This window comes from Paraburkholderia guartelaensis, from assembly GCF_004353905.1.
Taxonomy (GTDB): domain Bacteria; phylum Pseudomonadota; class Gammaproteobacteria; order Burkholderiales; family Burkholderiaceae; genus Paraburkholderia; species Paraburkholderia guartelaensis.
The window spans coordinates 78109-94142 of the sequence record NZ_SMOD01000025.1; the positions used below are offsets into that span (position 1 = coordinate 78109).

Genomic DNA, 16034 nt, shown 5'->3' on the forward strand with positions numbered 1-16034 from the left:
GCGCCCAGGCAACGCGAGGCGCTGGACGCCTCACGCGCGATGGGCACGGTACGCAGCGTCAAATTTCGGCCGGCAACGCGTACGGCAGCGGCAACACGCGCAGCGCGGGGCCGTCCGCGGCGCCGAGATGCACGCTGCCCGTTTCGAGTGCGGCAAGCTTGATCTCGGCGAGCAGATCGATACCGCCCTCGGGCGCGGCAGCGGCGTTCACGACCATGCCGCACGGCTGGCTCGGATCGTCGGAATGGAAGAGTTCGACGCCCGCATGCGCGACGTCCAGACTCGCGGCCACATTGGCGAGCGCGGTGCGGCGCTTGATCGTCCCGCGATACTGGCTACGCGCGACGATTTCCTGGCCGGGGTAGCAGCCCTTGCGGAAGTTCACGCCGCCCAGCACGTCGTAGTTGACCATCTGCGGCACGAACTGCTCGCTCACGGCCTGCGTGATGCGCGGCTCGCCCGCGCGAATGTCGAGCCAGTCCCACACCGCCGGCGACACGCGCTTGAGCGCACCGTCGAGCTTCGCGAGGCGCTCCTGCACCGCTTCCTTCGGACCGACCCACAGATAACGCAGCACGCCGGCTGCGTCGGGCACACGGATCAGCGTGCCGGCGGGGTCGTCCACTTTCACGTGCACACCGTCGGGCAGCGCGTCGAACACGCTCGCGAGCGCGCCGCGCACGTCGCCGGCGAGGCCCACTACGAGCAGCTTGTCGCTGTCGTCGGTGAGCTTCGCCTTGGCACGGAGCACGAACATCGACAGGCGTTTTTGCACCGGCGCCTGTACGTCCTTCGAGATCAGGAGACGGATCGTGTCGCCGGTCTTCCAGGTCAGGAACGAGGCGAGCAGGCGGCCCTTGGGCGAGCAGTAGCCCGCGAGGCGCGCGCCGGCCACGTCGAGATGCTGGACGTCGTTGGTGAGCTGGCTGTGCAGGAAGGTCGCGGCGTCGTCGCCATTGGCGTCGATCACGCCGAACTGCGGCAGGATCGCGTAAGCGCCGCCCTTCAGAACGGCGTCGAAGTCGACCGTGGATTCAGGAGCGGAAAGCGTGGAAGCGGAATCGAGCGGTGAGTTCATGGATTCGGGGAACAGTCAATCCTGACTTTAGCGAAGGCAAGCAGTTATTATATGAGGTCCCCCTGAGTCGTGTTTCCATGTCCCTTCTGAAGAAATGCCTTGTTGCCGGCGCCGTGCTAGTCGTGATTGGCGCCGCTGCGGCGGGCGGCGTATGGCGCTGGGCCACCACGCCGCTTGAACTGGCCGCCCCACAGCTCGACGTCACCATCAAGCCGCACAGCACCGTGCGCAGTGTCACGCTGCAATTGCGGCGCGGCGGCGTGCCCGTGCAGACGCAACTTTTCGTGCTCATGACGCGCGTGCTCGGCCTGCAGAGCCAGCTCAAATCGGGCAACTACGAGTTCAAGGCGGGCATCACGCCCTATGAAGTGCTCCAGAAGATGGCGCTCGGCGACGTGAACGAGTCCGTCGCCACCATCATCGAAGGCTGGACCTTCAAGCACATGCGCGCCGAACTCGACGCGAACCCCGCGCTGCGACACGACACGGCCGGCATGAGCGATGCCGAACTGCTCGCCGCGATCGGTGCGCCGCCCGCGCCGAACGGCAGCGGCGAGGGGTTGTTTTTCCCCGACACCTATCTGTTCGACAAGGGCTCGAGCGATCTCGACGTGTACCGCCGCGCGTACCACCTGATGCAGACGCGTCTGGACGAAGCGTGGACCGCACGCGCGCCTGGCTTGCCGCTCAAGTCGCCTTACGAGGCGCTGACGCTCGCTTCGCTCGTCGAGAAGGAGACGGGCCGCGCTGCCGACCGCGCGCTCGTGGCGGCCGTGTTCTCGAACCGTCTGAAAGTGGGCATGCCGCTGCAGACTGATCCCGCCGTGATCTACGGTCTGGGCGACAGCTACGCGGGGCATTTGCGCAAGCGCGATCTGCAGTCGGACACTCTTTACAATACCTACCTGCGCCTTGGGTTGCCGCCAACGCCCATTGCGCTGCCCGGCGTCGCGGCGATCCAGGCGGCGCTCAATCCGGCATCGACGGCTGCGCTGTACTTCGTGGCGCGCGGCGACGGCAGCAGCGTTTTTTCTGACAATCTTGTCGACCACAACAAGGCCGTCGACAAATACATCCGGGGTAACTAAATGGCGCGGGGCCGATTCATCACGTTCGAGGGCATCGACGGCGCGGGCAAGACCACGCATCTCGCCTGGTTTCGCGATCAGCTCGCCCAGAAGCTCGCGCCGTCGGGCCGCACGGTCGTCATGACGCGCGAACCCGGCGGCACGCCGCTCGGCGAGTCGATCCGGGAACTCGTGCTGCATCAGCCAATGGACCTCGAAACCGAAGCGCTGATGATGTTCGCGGCGCGTCGCGAGCACCTCGCCAAGGTCATCGAGCCAGCGCTTGCGCGCGGCGACTGGGTGCTGTCCGACCGTTTCAGCGACGCCACCTTCGCCTACCAGGGCGGCGGCCGCGGGCTGCCGCGCGACAAACTCGAAACGCTGGAGCGCTGGGTGCAAGGCGGTTTCCAGCCGGATCTGACGGTGCTGTTCGACCTGCCGCCCGATACGGCGAGCGAGCGGCGAGGCGCGGCGCGCGAACCCGATCGCTTCGAAAGCGAATCCGACGCGTTCTTCAAGCGCACGCGCACCGAATACCTGCGGCGCGCGGAAGAGGCGCCGTATCGTTTCGCGATCGTCGATTCGTCGCAGGGCATCGATGCGATTCGCAAAAAACTCGAGCATGTGATCGCAGCGCTTTGATTTCAAGGCGATATTTGGCGTTCTTATAGGGCTGTGCGAACTTCATGTGAATTCTATTGAGGATCGCTTAACTGATTGATTTCGAAGATGATCTATCCTTGGCAAACCGACGACTGGCAACGCCTGCAGCAACTGCGCAGCCACTGGCCGCATGCGCTCCTGCTGCATGGCCAGGCGGGCATCGGCAAGCTCCAGTTCGCGCAGCATCTGGCGAAGGGGCTGCTCTGCGAAGCGCCTCAAGCGAACGGCGAGCCGTGCGGCGCCTGTGCGGCGTGCAACTGGTTTGTCCAGGGCAATCATCCGGATTACCGCATCGTCGTGCCCGAGGCATTGGCGGGCGAAATCGGCCAGGCCGGCGATGACGAGGCCAAAGCCGACAAGGCCGACAAGGCTGACGGTGAAGAGGGCAAGAAGGGCCGCGCGCCGAGCAAGGAAATCCGCATCGAGCAGGTGCGGGCGCTGCTCGACTTCACGGGCGTGGGCTCGCATCGCGGTGGCCTGCGCGTGGTCGTGCTGTATCCGGCCGAGGCGCTCAACGTCGCCGCTGCGAACGCGTTGCTGAAGACGCTCGAAGAGCCGCCCGCGGGCGTGGTGTTCCTCGTGGTGTCGGCGCGCATCGACCGCCTGCTGCCGACCATCATCAGCCGCTGCCGCCAGTGGCCCATGGGCACGCCCGCGCCCGAAGCCGCTGCGGCCTGGCTCGCGCAGCAGGGCGTGGACGACGCGCCGGCGCTGCTCGCGGAAGCCGGCGGCGCGCCCCTCGCGGCGCTCGCGCTCGCGCACGACGAAAACCGCACGCTGCGTGACTGGACCTTGGCCCAGCTCGCAGCGGGCCCCGCCTGCGACGCCTTTGCCTGCGGCGAGACGCTGCAAAAGCTGCCGGTGCCGCTCGTGCTCGGGTGGTTGCAGCGCTGGGTGTACGATCTGCTCGCCGAACGCGCAGCGGGCCGCCCGCGCTACTTTCCGCAGGCTGCCGGCGGCCTCGCGCGCTGCGCCGCGAAGCTCGACGCCGCGGCGCTGGCGCGCTACCTGAAGACGGTCACGCGCCAGCGCGCCGTGGAAAACCATCCGCTGAATGCGCGCCTCGTGTTCGAGGAACTCTTTCTCGGCTATCGTGAACTGTTCGCCTGACGGGCACGCTGACGTCCACGATCAGGCCCGAATCTTCCATTGCAGGACCACCCATGTTTGTCGATTCACATTGCCACATCAACTTCGAGGGCCTCGGCGACCGCCTCCCGCAGGTGCTCGAGAACATGCGCGAGAACGCCGTCACGCACGCGCTGTGCGTGTCGGTAGACCTCGAAACGCTGCCTTCGGTGCTCGACATCGCGAGCCGCTACGAGAACGTCTACGCGTCGGTGGGCGTGCATCCCGACCACGAGCACATGCGCGAGCCGAGCGTGGCCGAGCTGGTCGAGCTCGCTGAGCACCCGAAAGTGGTGGCGATCGGTGAAACGGGGCTCGATTATTATCGGCTGGGCGAGCGCACGATCGCCGACATGGAGTGGCAGCGCGAGCGCTTTCGCACGCACATTCGCGCGGCGCACGCCACGGGCAAGCCGCTCATCGTCCATACGCGAGCCGCTTCGGACGACACCCTGCGCATCATGGAAGAGGAGCGCGCGGGCGAACCGGGCGGCGTGATGCATTGCTTCACGGAGCCGTGGGCGATCGCCGAGCGCGCACTCGCGCAGAATTTTTACATCTCGCTTTCGGGCATCGTGACGTTCAAGAGCGCGACCGATGTACAGGAAGTGTCGCGTCGCGTGCCGATCGAGCGTCTTTTGATCGAAACCGATTCGCCGTACCTCGCGCCGGTGCCATTTCGTGGCAAACCCAATGAACCTGCGTACGTGAGCCATGTCGGAAGATTCATTGCGCAGCAGCGCGGATTGCCGGACGCCGAACTCGGCGCTGTCACCACGCAGAACTTTTTCCGGCTCTTCAAGATCCAGCCACCGGCCTGAATCGCGAACCGCATGCTGTCAATTGTATTGAATATCAACGAGATAGCAGATAACGTTAAGGCTTGACATGAACTTGAAACCGCTTCCGCACGCCACGAACCCTGTCCGCCGTACTGCCGCCGCGCTCGTGCTCGGCGTCGCCGCCACCCTGTTCGGCGCCGCCGCGCACGCCGCGCCGCTCGACTCGCTCATCAAGAGCGTCAAGTTCGACGACGACAAGGGCGTGCAAAAAGCGCTCGCGCAGGGCATGGACCCGAACGCCACTGACGACCAGGGCATGCCGCTCCTCGTGCTGGCCGCGCGCGAAAAGTCCGACAAGGTCGGGGCGCTGCTGCTCGACAATCCGAAGACGAACATTGCCGCCGAAGACCGCGCAGGCGAAAACGCGCTGATGCTCGCCTCGCTCAACGGCGACGTGGACTTCGTGAAGCTCCTCATCACCAAGGGCGCCGAGGTCAACAAGAAGGGCTGGACGCCGCTGCACTACGCCGCCGCGAACGGCAACGACGATGTCGCGAAGCTCCTGATCGGCTATTCGGCCGACGTCAACGCGCTGTCGCCGAACGGCACGACGCCGCTCATGATGGCCGCGCGCGGCGACCATCTCACGACGATCCAGATGCTGCTGGAGCATGGCGCGACGCTCGGCGCCAAGAATCAGATCGGCATGACGGCGCTCGATTTCGCGCGCCAGTACAAGGCGCCGGACGCGATCAAGGACCTCACGGCGCGCATGACGCAGGCTGGCCTCTCCACGGCGAGCCCGGCAGCGCCGCAAAACAGTGCAAAATAATGGGGATGAAGGCGGCCGCACGGGACCAACGCGGCCGCTTGGCGGCGCTCGAGGCGCCGCTCCCCACGACAATTCAAGGAGAACCATGCTGCGGGTTCTGATCTGTGCGGGCGCGATGGCGTTGCCGCTCTCCGCTTTTGCGTTCACGGCAAGCGACCTCAACCGGCTCTGCACGAAGACCGACGTGGCTTCGCGCAGTGCATGCGCTGCCTATATCGAAGGTGCCGCGGACGGCATCTTCAACACCATCGACGCCATCGGCGGCACTACCGGGCCGCGCGTGGGTCAATACTTCTGCTTGCCGCCCGATGCGCGCTCTGCGCAACTCACCGACGCGGTGCGCAAGTACATCGCCGACAACCCGAACGTGGCCGGCTACAACGCCAGTACCGCCATTTCGCTCGGGCTTGGCAAGGCGTTTCCCTGCAAGACCGGCAACGGTAGCTGAAGCCGGCGGGTTCAAGCCGTAATCAGTAGTGCGTAGATAGACGTAGCTAGAAGCACGGCGCGGCACTTTCCACCGCCGCGCCATTCATCTTCGAGGCCGCAGCGAGCCCAGCTGAACCATCGCCGTGGCCGTTCGCGGGCCTGCGCCCGTGCCGTTTCCAAGAGTCGCCCTATAGCTCAGGATGCTCAGGAGGAACTGGCCGCAGATGCCGACACTCGACGATCTTTCCCGTTTCACCGATGCGCCGCTGCAGGATTGGCTCGGCACGTTGCTCGTGAGCGCGCTCGCGCTCGTTTTCGCGTTCGGCCTGCACTGGGTCGGCGGCCGCGTCTTGCTGCGCGTCGCACGCCCGTATCCGCGGGTCAGCGTGTTCTTGCGCTACATACGCAAGCCGGCGCTCGCTGTGCTCGCCATCCTCGCGATCGAATTCGTCTGGTGGCAGGCGCCCGACTCGCTCAGGCACATCAGCGGACTGCGCGAGCTGTGCGCGTTCGCGCTGATCGCCGCGATCACCTGGCTTTCGGTGCGCTGCGCGGCGGCGATCGGCGAGGCCATCATTGCCGCGCATCCGCTCGACATCGCCGACAACCTCCAGGCCCGCCGCATCCACACCCAGGCCCGCGTGCTCGCGCGCACGGTGATGGTCCTCATCATCATCGTGGGCGTGGGCGCGGCGCTCATGACTTTCCCGAACGTGAGACAGATCGGCGCGAGCCTGCTGGCTTCGGCCGGTGTTGCCGGTCTCGTTGCCGGTATCGCGGCACGCCCCGTGCTAGGGAATCTGATCGCGGGTTTGCAGATCGCGCTCTCGCAGCCGATCCGGCTCGACGACGTGGTCGTGATCCAGGGCGAGTGGGGGCGCATCGAGGAAATTACCGGCACCTATGTTTCGGTGCGGATCTGGGACCAGCGACGGCTCATCGTACCGCTGCAGTGGTTCATCGAGAATCCGTTCGCGAACTGGACGCGCAGCAGCTCGCAGATCATCGGCACGGTGTTTCTGTGGCTCGACTACCGCATGCCGCTCGCGCCGCTGCGCGAGGCGCTCGCGCGCATCGTCGACGGTGCGCCCGAATGGGACCGCCGTGTGCAGGTATTACAGGTCACCGACGCCAACGAGCGCGCGATGCAGGTGCGCGTGCTGGTGAGTTCGCGCGACTCCGGCCTGAACTTCGATTTGCGCTGCCGCGTGCGCGAAGGGCTGCTCGATTTCGTCAACGAGCACTATCCGCAGTTCCTGCCGCGTGCGCGCGCCGAGGTGTCGGCGGAGCTCGAAAGCAGCACTGGGGAACTGCCGTCCTTCGTGCGCCGCCCGGCGCCGCAGGCAGCGGCGAGCACGGCGGCACATACTGAGGCCGATCCCGTGACGGGCACGCGCGTGCCGGGGCACGGCGAGGAGCTGGAGACGCATGGCCCGGACAGCGCGACGGATGCGAAAGCCGCCCAAGCGGCTAAAGGCGCGGAGGCAGCCGAAGCGGCGCGGGCCGCCGACGCCCGCGAGCCTGCGACTGAAAGCCGCCGCGGCAACGATTGATGGCGGTTGATAGAGACTGAGAGGGAAAGGAGGAGGAACAGCAAGATGGGCAGACTGATAGTCGTCTCGAACCGCGTGGCGACGCCGACGGAGACCAAGGGCTCGGCAGGCGGGCTCGCGGTCGGTGTATTCGGCGCGCTGAAGGACGCGGGCGGCGTGTGGTTCGGCTGGAGCGGCGATGTGGTGAGCGAGACGGTGGCGAACGCGGGGCCGACGCTCGTCGAAGAAGGCCACGTTACCTTTGCGACCGTCGGCCTCACGCGCAAGGACTACGATCAGTACTACCGCGGATTCTCGAACGCCACGCTCTGGCCGGTCTTCCACTACCGCAACGACCTCGCGCGCTACGAGCGCGACGAATATGCTGGCTACCGCCGCGTGAACGCGTGGCTCGCGCACAAGCTCATGAAGCTGATCCACCCGGACGACAACATCTGGGTGCACGACTACCACCTGATTCCGTTCGCCGAGGCGCTGCGCTCGGAAGGCGTGCGCAACCGCATCGGCTTCTTCCTGCATATTCCGTTTCCTTCGCCGCAGGTGCTGCAGACCATTCCGCCGCACGACGAACTCGTCAGATCGCTGTGCTGTTACGACCTGCTAGGTTTTCAGACGCAGAACGACCAGCAGGCGTTTCACGACTACATCGCGCGCGAGGCGCACGGCAAGGTCAGCGAGCGCGCAGAGAATCCGGAGCATGGCGAGGTCGAGGCGTATGGCCGCAAGCTGCGCACGGGGGTCTATCGCATCGGCGTGTTTCCGGACGAGATCGCCGAACAGGCCGCGCGTTACGAAAGCCGCCAGCATGTGCTCGATCTCAAGCAGAGTCTGGAAGGGCGCAAGCTCATCATGAGTGTGGACAGGCTCGACTATTCGAAGGGGCTCGTCGAGCGTTTCCATGCGTTCGAGCAGTTGCTGGAAACGTCGCCCGAATGGCGCGGCAAGGTCACGCTCGTGCAGATCGCGCCGCCTACGCGCTCTGATGTCGCGAGCTACAAGGTGATACGCGAGGAGCTGGAGCGCGAGGCTGGGCGCATCAACGGCCGCTACTCGGGCCTCGATTACACGCCGATCCGTTATCTGAGCCAGCAGTACGACCGCTGGAAACTGATGTCGCTCTTTCGCGAGTCGCAGATCGGCTATGTGACGCCGCTGCATGACGGCATGAACCTCGTCGCCAAAGAGTACGTGGCCGCGCAGAATCCGGACGATCCGGGCGTGCTCGTGCTGTCGATCTTTGCGGGCGCGGCGGCCGAGCTCACGGGCGCATTGCTCGTGAATCCTCATGATGCGACCGGCATGTCGGAAGCGCTGGAACGCGCGCTCTCGATGCCGCTCGAAGAGCGTCAGGCGCGCTACCAGACCAACATGGAGGCGCTCAGACGCAACGATCTCGGCGTGTGGCGAGACACCTTCCTGCGCGATCTCGCGGCGGTGCCTCAGCCGCGCTGAGCGATACCGGGCACAGGCGATTCGCGCGCCGGCACGATTGCGTATGATGCGTGGCTGATCCACGCATCCGCCGTGCAACTGCCACGCCCCCGTGCACCTTCATGCTGACCACGCTCGCCATCGCCAACTACCGCTCGCTGCGCGAACTCATCGTGCCGCTCGGAGCGCTCAACGTCGTGACCGGTCCGAACGGTAGTGGCAAGTCGAATCTCTATCGCGCGTTGCGCCTGCTCGCGCTTACGGCACGCGGTGGCGTGATTCCCTCGCTGGCGCGCGAGGGCGGCCTGCAATCCACGCTGTGGGCAGGCCCGGAGCGCTTCTCGCGCGCGGTCGCGGCGGGCGAATACGCGGTGCAGGGCACGTTGCGCAAGGATGCGGTGAGCCTGCGCCTTGGCTTCGCGGGCGACGCCTTCGGTTACGCGATCGATCTGGGGTTGCCGCTGCCTTCCTCGACTTCGCAGTTTTCGCTCGACCCGGTGATCAAGCGCGAATGCATCTGGAGCGGGCCGATCCTGCGCCCCTCGGCGTTGCTCGTGGACCGCCAGGGGCCGATGATCCGCATCCGCGACGCCTCGGGCGACTGGTCGACGCTCGCGCAGCCCGTGGCGAGCTTCGACAGCATGATGACGGAGTACGCCGACCCGCGCAGCGCGCCCGAAATGATTGCCGTGCGCGAACAGATTCGCTCGTGGCGTTTCTACGACCACTTCCGCACCGACGAGCACGCAAGTGCGCGCCAGGTGCAGATCGGCACGCATTCGCCGGTGCTCGCCGATGACGGCGCAAACCTCGCCGCCGCGCTGCAGACGATCCGCGAGATCGGCGACGGTGAGGCGCTCGATACCGCCATCGGCGACGCCTTTCCCGGCGCGCGTGTCGAAATCGTGAATCACGAAGGCCGCTTCGAGGTGGCGCTGCGCCAGGAGGGGCTATTGCGGCCGCTGCGCGGCGCGGAACTCTCGGACGGGACCTTGCGCTACCTGTTGCTCGCGGCGGCGCTGCTGAGCCCGCGGCCGCCCGGCCTGCTGGTGCTCGACGAGCCCGAGACGAGCCTGCATCCGGACCTGCTGCCGTCGCTTGCGCGGCTCATCGCGCGGGCGTCGCGGCACTCGCAGGTCATCGTCGTCTCGCACGCGGCGCGGCTCGTGGCGGCGCTGGAGCGCGAGGCCGGCAGCCAGTCGGTCGTGCTCGAACGGCGCCTCGGCGCGACCGGGTTTGCCGATCCGGACACGCTCGACGTGCCGGCCTGGAAATGGCCCGCCAGGTAGGCCCGCAGGCAAACGCAGGGGTTGTTTCGGCATGTAACACCGTATAGAAATTGAAAGACCGGCGGCGCGCGCGCCCGGCTTGCCGAATAATGGGACAACTGCCGCGTCGCCGATGCCCGCCCGGATCCGACCCCGCATGAATCGATGCGAATCGGTGCTAACCCGAAGGTCGCCCGGAGCGCGCGGACGCAGTGCCTGCGTGGCTTAGAATGACCAGCACCGCAAGAACGGGCAACGTGGCCCCGATTCCTGGAGACACACGATGAGAATTGCGCAGATCGCCCCGCTGACCGAATCGGTCCCGCCGAAGCTCTACGGCGGCACCGAGCGCGCCGTGTCGTATATTACCGAAGCGCTGGTCGAACTCGGGCACGACGTCACGCTGTTCGCGAGCGGCGATTCGCTCACGAGCGCGAAACTCGAGCCCGTATGGCCACGCGCGCTGCGGCTCGACCCCGGCATCCGCGACCGCATCGCACCGCACATGCTCCTCATGGAAATGGTGCGCCGCCAGGCCGACCAGTTCGATGTGTTGCACTTCCATATGGACTACTACTCGTTCTCGGTGTTCAAGCGCCAGGAAACGCCGTTCGTGACGACGCTGCATGGCCGTCTCGACCTGCCGGAGCAGCAGCCCGTCTTCGATACGTTCAACACCGCGCCCGTCATCTCGATCTCGAATGCACAGCGTCAGCCGATGCCGCAGGCGCGTTGGCTGCGCACCGTCTACCACGGTCTGCCCGAGACGCTTTACACGCCGCAGCCCGTGGAGCAGCGCTACCTCGCGTTTCTCGGCCGCATTTCGCCTGAAAAGCGCGTCGACACGGCGATACGCATTGCCGGGCGCTGCGGGTTGCCCATCCGCATCGCGGCGAAGGTCGATGAAGCCGACCGCGAATATTTCGAGCGCGACATCAAGCCGCTGCTGGCGCTGCCGCACGTCGAGTACGTGGGCGAGATCAACGACAGCCAGAAGGCCGAATTCCTCTCGGGAGCCCATGCGCTGCTGTTCCCGATCGACTGGCCGGAGCCGTTCGGCCTCGTCATGATCGAGGCGATGGCGTGCGGCACGCCCGTGATCGCGTTCAATCGCGGCGCCGTGCCGGAGGTGGTGGAAGAGGGCGTGACGGGCTTTATCGTCGAGGACGAGATCGGCGCCGTGGCGGCGGTGAACCGCATCGCGCGCGTTGCGCGTGCCGGCGTGCGGCGCCGCTTCGAGGAGCGTTTCACCTCGCACCGCATGGCGCAGGAGTACGTGCAGGCGTATGAGGCGGTGATTCGCGCGAACAAGCGCTCGCGCTTCAAGGTGATCGATACGTCCGCGAGCTGAGCGCGCGGACGTTCGGGGCGCGCTTAGAGGTCGAGCTTCGTGATCTTCGTGCCGCCGAGCGAGAGGTCGCCGATCAGCCCGCTGTTGGTGAGCACGAAGACCTGCACGGGCTTGGTGGCCGTGGTGGTGTCGATCGAGCCGTTCGCGCCGACCTTCACGAGTGCGACCGATGCGTCGCCGCCTGCCGACCAGCCGCTCGAATTGCGAAATTTCGCGAGCGCGTCTTCCGTCATGAAGAGATAGATGACGGACTTCGACTGCACGCCGAGCGTTGCGCCGACCGAAGCCGACGACGTGCTGTAGAAGCCAACCGTGCTGCCGCCCACGCGCAGCGCGCCGTCGCCGTGTTCGCCGCCAACGCCGATGCCCGCCTGGATCACACGCGGAAACACGAGAATGCCGCGAGCCTTGCCGACCAGCTCGCGCGAGCCTGGCACGGTTTGATAGAGGCGCGACAGGGTGGCGTCGACGTCGGAGTTGATCGAGTCGGCGCGCGAGGCATTGGTCGCGGCGCTGGGGGCCTGGCTGCCGGTGGTCGTGCAGCCCGAGAGTGCCGCGGCGCCAAGCGCGATTGCGACAGAAGCCTTCAGAAGAAAGCGAGATGCGGTCATCTTGTTCTCCGTTCTTGTTACCGGGCGCCGTGATGCCACGGCGTCTAGTCGTTATACCCGAACGTCCCGATCCGCACTTTGAGGTTGCGCAGCACCAAGGTTGCGCGGTGGAGCATGCACGAAAAGCGCTAGCGCTCCGGCACTGGCTTGGCCGTGGGCCGCCGCAGGGCGCGCTTCACGCCGCCGATCAGCACGCCGATCGCGAGTAGCACTGCGGCGGGCACCACCCAGTAGCCGACGAATGCGTGCCACAGGTAGCCCGCGAGCGTCACGCGCCGCACGGCGTATTCGTCGCGTGCTTCCTGCTGGCGCTGTGCGTTCGCTGCGAGGACGGCTGCGGGGCAGCCGGCTGCACGCGCGATTTCGGGCGTGCCGTGGCAGCGCAGCGGGGCGCCGGCGTCGCGCTCGGCGTCGGTGAAGGTCCAGGAGGTCAGCGCGCGCTGCAAATCCGCGCGGTTATACGCCATCTCGTCCTGAACCTCGCGCACCACGACGATCATCACCGGCACGAGCCAGAAGGTGATGACCATCAGCCAGCGGCGAAACCAGCGGTTCTTGTGTCTCCATGCCATCTGCGCCTCCGTTCGATGCCATTGGCATCAACGTCAACGCGGCAGCCCGATGGCTAATGTGTGATTTCGCGGGGAGGGGCCGCCGCTGCAGCCATCATAGGAGAAAAACGGCGCGGCCGAATGCGGGCGACTACGCAAATCCGCGCAAACCCGCACGATTTCGCATACATCGACGATGATTCGCACAACCGAAGACGCAGGCGCACGGTGATCGAGCGACCGCTGCAACGCACAAAACCGGCGCATAAAAAAAGCGCCGCAGCGTTTGCTGCGGCGCGCGGATCCTGCGGGTACAGGAGGGTGCAGAAGCGGACTTGAACCCGCTTCGCTCAGCTCTTCGTCGAGAGGCAGGTCTTCATGAATGCCTTGCGGTCGTCGCCCTTCTTGTCGCCCGCCTGGGTGTTACACGCCTTCATGCGCTCCTGCTGGGTCATGGTCGGAGCCGGGGCGCCGGCAGCCGAAAGGCATTGCTTCATGAATGCCTTGCGATCGTCGCCTTTCTTGTCGCCGGCCTGGGTGTTGCAAGCCTTCATCTTGTTCTGCTGGCTATTCGCCGCCGGCGCGGAAGCGGGTGCGGCGGTTTGTGCGAACGCAGGCGCGGCCAGCACGCCGCCCAGCACGATTGCAGCAATGACGGATTGCATCTTCATCGTTCACTCCCTTGAATTTGGTCGTTCTCAATTGACGTGCGGCCAGCCGTGAATGGCGGTGCGCTTTTGCGCGCGCCGCCATTATGGCAAAGCCGCCATTAAAACGACGCGGCAATGTGTTCGGTTGACGCGCGCGCTGCTGCACAATGTTCGCTATCGGCCGTCGACCTGGTCCGACGCGGCCGCAACAGCACGGAGAACGCGCATGCATTACCTCTTGATGTACGAACTCGCAGACGATTACCTCGAACGCCGTCCCGAACACCGCAGCGCACATCTGAAGCTGGCATGGGCCGCCGTCGAACGCGGAGAGTTGCTGCTAGCGGGGGCGGTTGCCGAACCCGTCGACAACGCGCTGCTGCTTTTCCAGGGCGACAGCCCGGCCGCGGCCGAAGCGTTCGCGCGTGCCGATCCGTACGTACTCTCGGGGCTCGTGAAGCACTGGCGCGTGCGGCCCTGGCAAACGGTGGTGGGCGAAGCGGCGTCGAACCCGGTGCGATGAGGCGTGAGGGCAGCGGCGGCGACAACCGCTGCGGCTTAGCTCTGCGCTTCGCCGTTTGCCTCGTCAGCCGCCGCCTGCGCTAGCAGGTCGCGCACGGTGTCGTCGCTGACCTGATCGAAGTCGAGATAGAACTGGCCGACGCTGTAGAACGCCTCGGGCGTACGCGCACAAACGAATTCGTCCACGGTTCCGCCGAGCCGGTCTTGCGAGCCCGCGGGTGCGACCGGCAGCGCCGCGACGATGCGCGCGGGGCCGAGCGTGGCGAGCGCGAGCGCCGCTGCCTTGAGCGACGCGCCCGTGGCCATGCCGTCGTCGACGACGACCGCCACACGGCCCGCCACCGCAAGCGGGGCGCGCTCGCCGCGATAACGCGCCTCGCGCCGGCCAAGTTCGATGCGCGCGAGCGCCATGGCACTCTGCAACTGGGCCTCGCTCACGCCGGCGCTGCGCACGAGCGCGCTGTCCACGTACTGCGCGCCGTTCGACGACAGCGCGCCCATGGCGAGTTCCGGCTGCCAGGGCAAGCCGAGCTTGCAGACCGGCAAGACATCGAGCGGCACCTGCAGCGCCTTCGCGACTTCATAGCCTACCGGCACGCCGCCGCGCGGGAGCGCGAGCACGATGACGTCGCGTCTGCCTGCGTAGGCCGAGAGCGGACCGGCGAGCGAACGGCCCGCTTCGCGGCGATCGGTAAAGGGGCGTTCCATGAGGAGATCCTCCCATCTCGTTGCCGGCAAATTGCCGCGCAACGATGCGTTTAGTTTGCCACTCGCGGCCACACGCTGCTGGTAAAAGAGGCACCCGCAGGCAGCCACAAAGCGCTACCAGGCGGCACGAGACGTGAGCGCGGCACGCATGCCACTGCCCGCGCGATCCAATGCGGCGCGCCGCTCATTTGCATACGCGGATTTCTCGTTTGGCGCGGACCTGTTGCCTCGGTACGATGAAGTCGATCCCGCCACCGACGAGGTCTCGCCATGTCCGAATCCGCCTCATTCAATCCGCGCGTCGTCGAACCTGTCGTGCCCGATGCGCCCGACGGCCTCGGGCTCGCCGTCGAGCTGTGGCTCGCGCGCCCGGTCGACGGCATCGCGGGCCGGGCGCTGCGCATTCATCTGCGCCACGGCGCGCGCATGGAGCAGGCCGAAACGCTGCGCGATCTGCTCCATGCCGTCGGCACCGCTATCGTGGTGTCCTGACGGCCGCCGCGCCGCTCAATCGAGCGGGGTGGCAAAGAGCGCGTCGAGCAGATTCGACGAGGACGTGTCGGCAAGGCGCGTGAGCGATTCGACCATGCGCACCTGGCAGTCCACGAGCGGCAGCATACGAATGCGCCGCGACTCGCCGAATTCCGCATGCGCGATCACGCCCACGCCAACGCCCTGCGCAATGGCCGTTTGCAACGCCTCGCGGCCGTCCACATAGAGCACGGGCTGGACCTGCAGTCCTTTACGCACGAGTTCGGCTTCGAGCAATTGCTGAGTCACCGAATGCGTTTCGCGAAACACCATCGGCTCGCGCACGAGTTCCTCGTACGTCATGCGGCGCTTTTTCGCGGCGGGGCTCTCCGCGGGTACCACCGCGACTAGCGGTTCCTCGCGCAGCACGCGCGCCTGCAGCCGGCTGTGCACCTGGCGCGCGGCCGTGATCGCGGCGTCGGCCTCGCTCGCGAGGACGCGGCGCATGCATTCGGTCGCGTTCGCGATCGAGAGCTTGATCACCACGCCGGGATAACGACGCCTGAACGCGCCGATCAGTTTGATGGCGAGGTCGGGCGCGTCGGCGGCGAGGGCGAGTTCGCCCGATTCGAGCGCCCCCGCCGCTTCGAGCAGCCGCCGTGCGTCGCGTTCGCACCCCACCATCTGGCGCGTCACCGCGAAGAGCCGCCGCCCGAGTTCCGTGAGTTCCACGCCGCGCGGCCCGCGCTCGAAGAGTTTGACCCCGAAATCCTGTTCGAGCCGCCGCACATGGTCGGACACGGCCGGCTGCGTGAGTGAGAGCGCCTGCGCGGCGCGTGAGAACCCGCCGTGTTCGGCGACCGCGTGAAAAGCCCGCAATTGCGCGTATTGCATGTCGAAGCGCTCCAGCGACAGGGGATAGAACAGGGGATAAGTTCA

Annotated in this window: 18 protein-coding genes; 12 read left to right on the plus strand and 6 right to left on the minus strand. The window is 66.4% G+C overall.

Annotated elements, in window-relative coordinates; all coding sequences use genetic code 11:
- Window positions 1-58: 58 nt before the first annotated feature.
- Window positions 59-1078, minus strand: a complete 1020-nt coding sequence (gene ygfZ, locus E1N52_RS28105) for a CAF17-like 4Fe-4S cluster assembly/insertion protein YgfZ (RefSeq protein WP_133186053.1) — start codon at window positions 1076-1078, stop codon at window positions 59-61.
- Between the two features lie 77 nt (window positions 1079-1155).
- Between ygfZ and mltG the strand changes: the two genes are divergently transcribed.
- The 10 genes from mltG (at window position 1156) to E1N52_RS28155 (ending at window position 11582) form a co-directional block, all read left to right on the plus strand.
- A complete protein-coding gene (mltG, locus tag E1N52_RS28110) occupies window positions 1156-2166 on the plus strand; it encodes an endolytic transglycosylase MltG (protein ID WP_133186054.1) in 1011 nt (336 codons plus the stop codon).
- Window positions 2167-2787 (plus strand): dTMP kinase, encoded by a 621-nt coding sequence (gene tmk, locus E1N52_RS28115; protein WP_133186055.1) that lies wholly within the window; start codon window positions 2167-2169, stop codon window positions 2785-2787. It begins immediately after the preceding gene.
- Window positions 2788-2874: 87 nt separating this feature from the next.
- Complete coding sequence (locus E1N52_RS28120) at window positions 2875-3918, plus strand: DNA polymerase III subunit delta' (RefSeq protein ID WP_133186056.1); 1044 nt, start codon at window positions 2875-2877, stop codon at window positions 3916-3918.
- Window positions 3919-3971: 53 nt separating this feature from the next.
- Window positions 3972-4757 carry a TatD family hydrolase gene (locus E1N52_RS28125; RefSeq protein WP_133186057.1) on the plus strand — a complete coding sequence of 262 codons (786 nt, stop codon included), beginning with the start codon at window positions 3972-3974 and terminating at the stop codon, window positions 4755-4757.
- 67 nt (window positions 4758-4824) lie between these two features.
- On the plus strand, window positions 4825-5550 hold the full coding sequence (locus E1N52_RS28130) for an ankyrin repeat domain-containing protein (protein ID WP_133186058.1): 726 nt from the start codon (window positions 4825-4827) through the stop codon (window positions 5548-5550).
- Window positions 5551-5635: 85 nt separating this feature from the next.
- A complete protein-coding gene (locus E1N52_RS28135) occupies window positions 5636-5998 on the plus strand; it encodes a Rap1a/Tai family immunity protein (RefSeq protein ID WP_028207010.1) in 363 nt (120 codons plus the stop codon).
- A gap of 205 nt (window positions 5999-6203) precedes the next feature.
- Window positions 6204-7532 carry a mechanosensitive ion channel family protein gene (locus E1N52_RS28140; RefSeq protein WP_133186059.1) on the plus strand — a complete coding sequence of 443 codons (1329 nt, stop codon included), beginning with the start codon at window positions 6204-6206 and terminating at the stop codon, window positions 7530-7532.
- 45 nt (window positions 7533-7577) lie between these two features.
- Window positions 7578-8984 (plus strand): alpha,alpha-trehalose-phosphate synthase (UDP-forming), encoded by a 1407-nt coding sequence (gene otsA / locus E1N52_RS28145; RefSeq protein WP_133186060.1) that lies wholly within the window; start codon window positions 7578-7580, stop codon window positions 8982-8984.
- A gap of 101 nt (window positions 8985-9085) precedes the next feature.
- Window positions 9086-10252, plus strand: a complete 1167-nt coding sequence (locus E1N52_RS28150; protein WP_133186061.1) for an AAA family ATPase — start codon at window positions 9086-9088, stop codon at window positions 10250-10252.
- A gap of 262 nt (window positions 10253-10514) precedes the next feature.
- Complete coding sequence (locus tag E1N52_RS28155; RefSeq protein WP_133186062.1) at window positions 10515-11582, plus strand: glycosyltransferase family 4 protein; 1068 nt, start codon at window positions 10515-10517, stop codon at window positions 11580-11582.
- Window positions 11583-11605: 23 nt separating this feature from the next.
- Here E1N52_RS28155 and E1N52_RS28160 read toward each other — a convergent pair whose 3' ends face one another.
- The 3 genes from E1N52_RS28160 to E1N52_RS28170 all read right to left on the minus strand — a co-directional run bounded on the left by E1N52_RS28160 (window position 11606) and on the right by E1N52_RS28170 (window position 13415).
- Window positions 11606-12193: a BPSL1445 family SYLF domain-containing lipoprotein gene (locus E1N52_RS28160; protein WP_133186063.1), complete on the minus strand. Its 588-nt coding sequence runs from the start codon at window positions 12191-12193 to the stop codon at window positions 11606-11608.
- 128 nt (window positions 12194-12321) lie between these two features.
- Window positions 12322-12765: a hypothetical protein gene (locus tag E1N52_RS28165; RefSeq protein WP_133186064.1), complete on the minus strand. Its 444-nt coding sequence runs from the start codon at window positions 12763-12765 to the stop codon at window positions 12322-12324.
- Between the two features lie 329 nt (window positions 12766-13094).
- On the minus strand, window positions 13095-13415 hold the full coding sequence (locus tag E1N52_RS28170; protein WP_133186065.1) for a PsiF family protein: 321 nt from the start codon (window positions 13413-13415) through the stop codon (window positions 13095-13097).
- A gap of 205 nt (window positions 13416-13620) precedes the next feature.
- Between E1N52_RS28170 and E1N52_RS28175 the strand changes: the two genes are divergently transcribed.
- Entirely contained in the window at window positions 13621-13917 is a 297-nt protein-coding gene (locus E1N52_RS28175) for a YciI-like protein (RefSeq protein ID WP_133186066.1), read from the plus strand.
- 35 nt (window positions 13918-13952) lie between these two features.
- Here the strand turns inward: E1N52_RS28175 and E1N52_RS28180 are convergent, their stop codons facing one another.
- On the minus strand, window positions 13953-14624 hold the full coding sequence (locus E1N52_RS28180) for a phosphoribosyltransferase (protein WP_133186067.1): 672 nt from the start codon (window positions 14622-14624) through the stop codon (window positions 13953-13955).
- A 270-nt stretch (window positions 14625-14894) separates the two neighbouring features.
- On the opposite strand from E1N52_RS28180, the gene E1N52_RS28185 reads away from it, so the two are divergent.
- Complete coding sequence (locus E1N52_RS28185; protein ID WP_133186069.1) at window positions 14895-15116, plus strand: hypothetical protein; 222 nt, start codon at window positions 14895-14897, stop codon at window positions 15114-15116.
- Between the two features lie 15 nt (window positions 15117-15131).
- On the opposite strand, the gene E1N52_RS28190 is transcribed toward E1N52_RS28185, so the two are convergent.
- Window positions 15132-15989 (minus strand): LysR substrate-binding domain-containing protein, encoded by an 858-nt coding sequence (locus E1N52_RS28190; protein WP_133186071.1) that lies wholly within the window; start codon window positions 15987-15989, stop codon window positions 15132-15134.
- Window positions 15990-16034 lie beyond the last annotated feature (45 nt).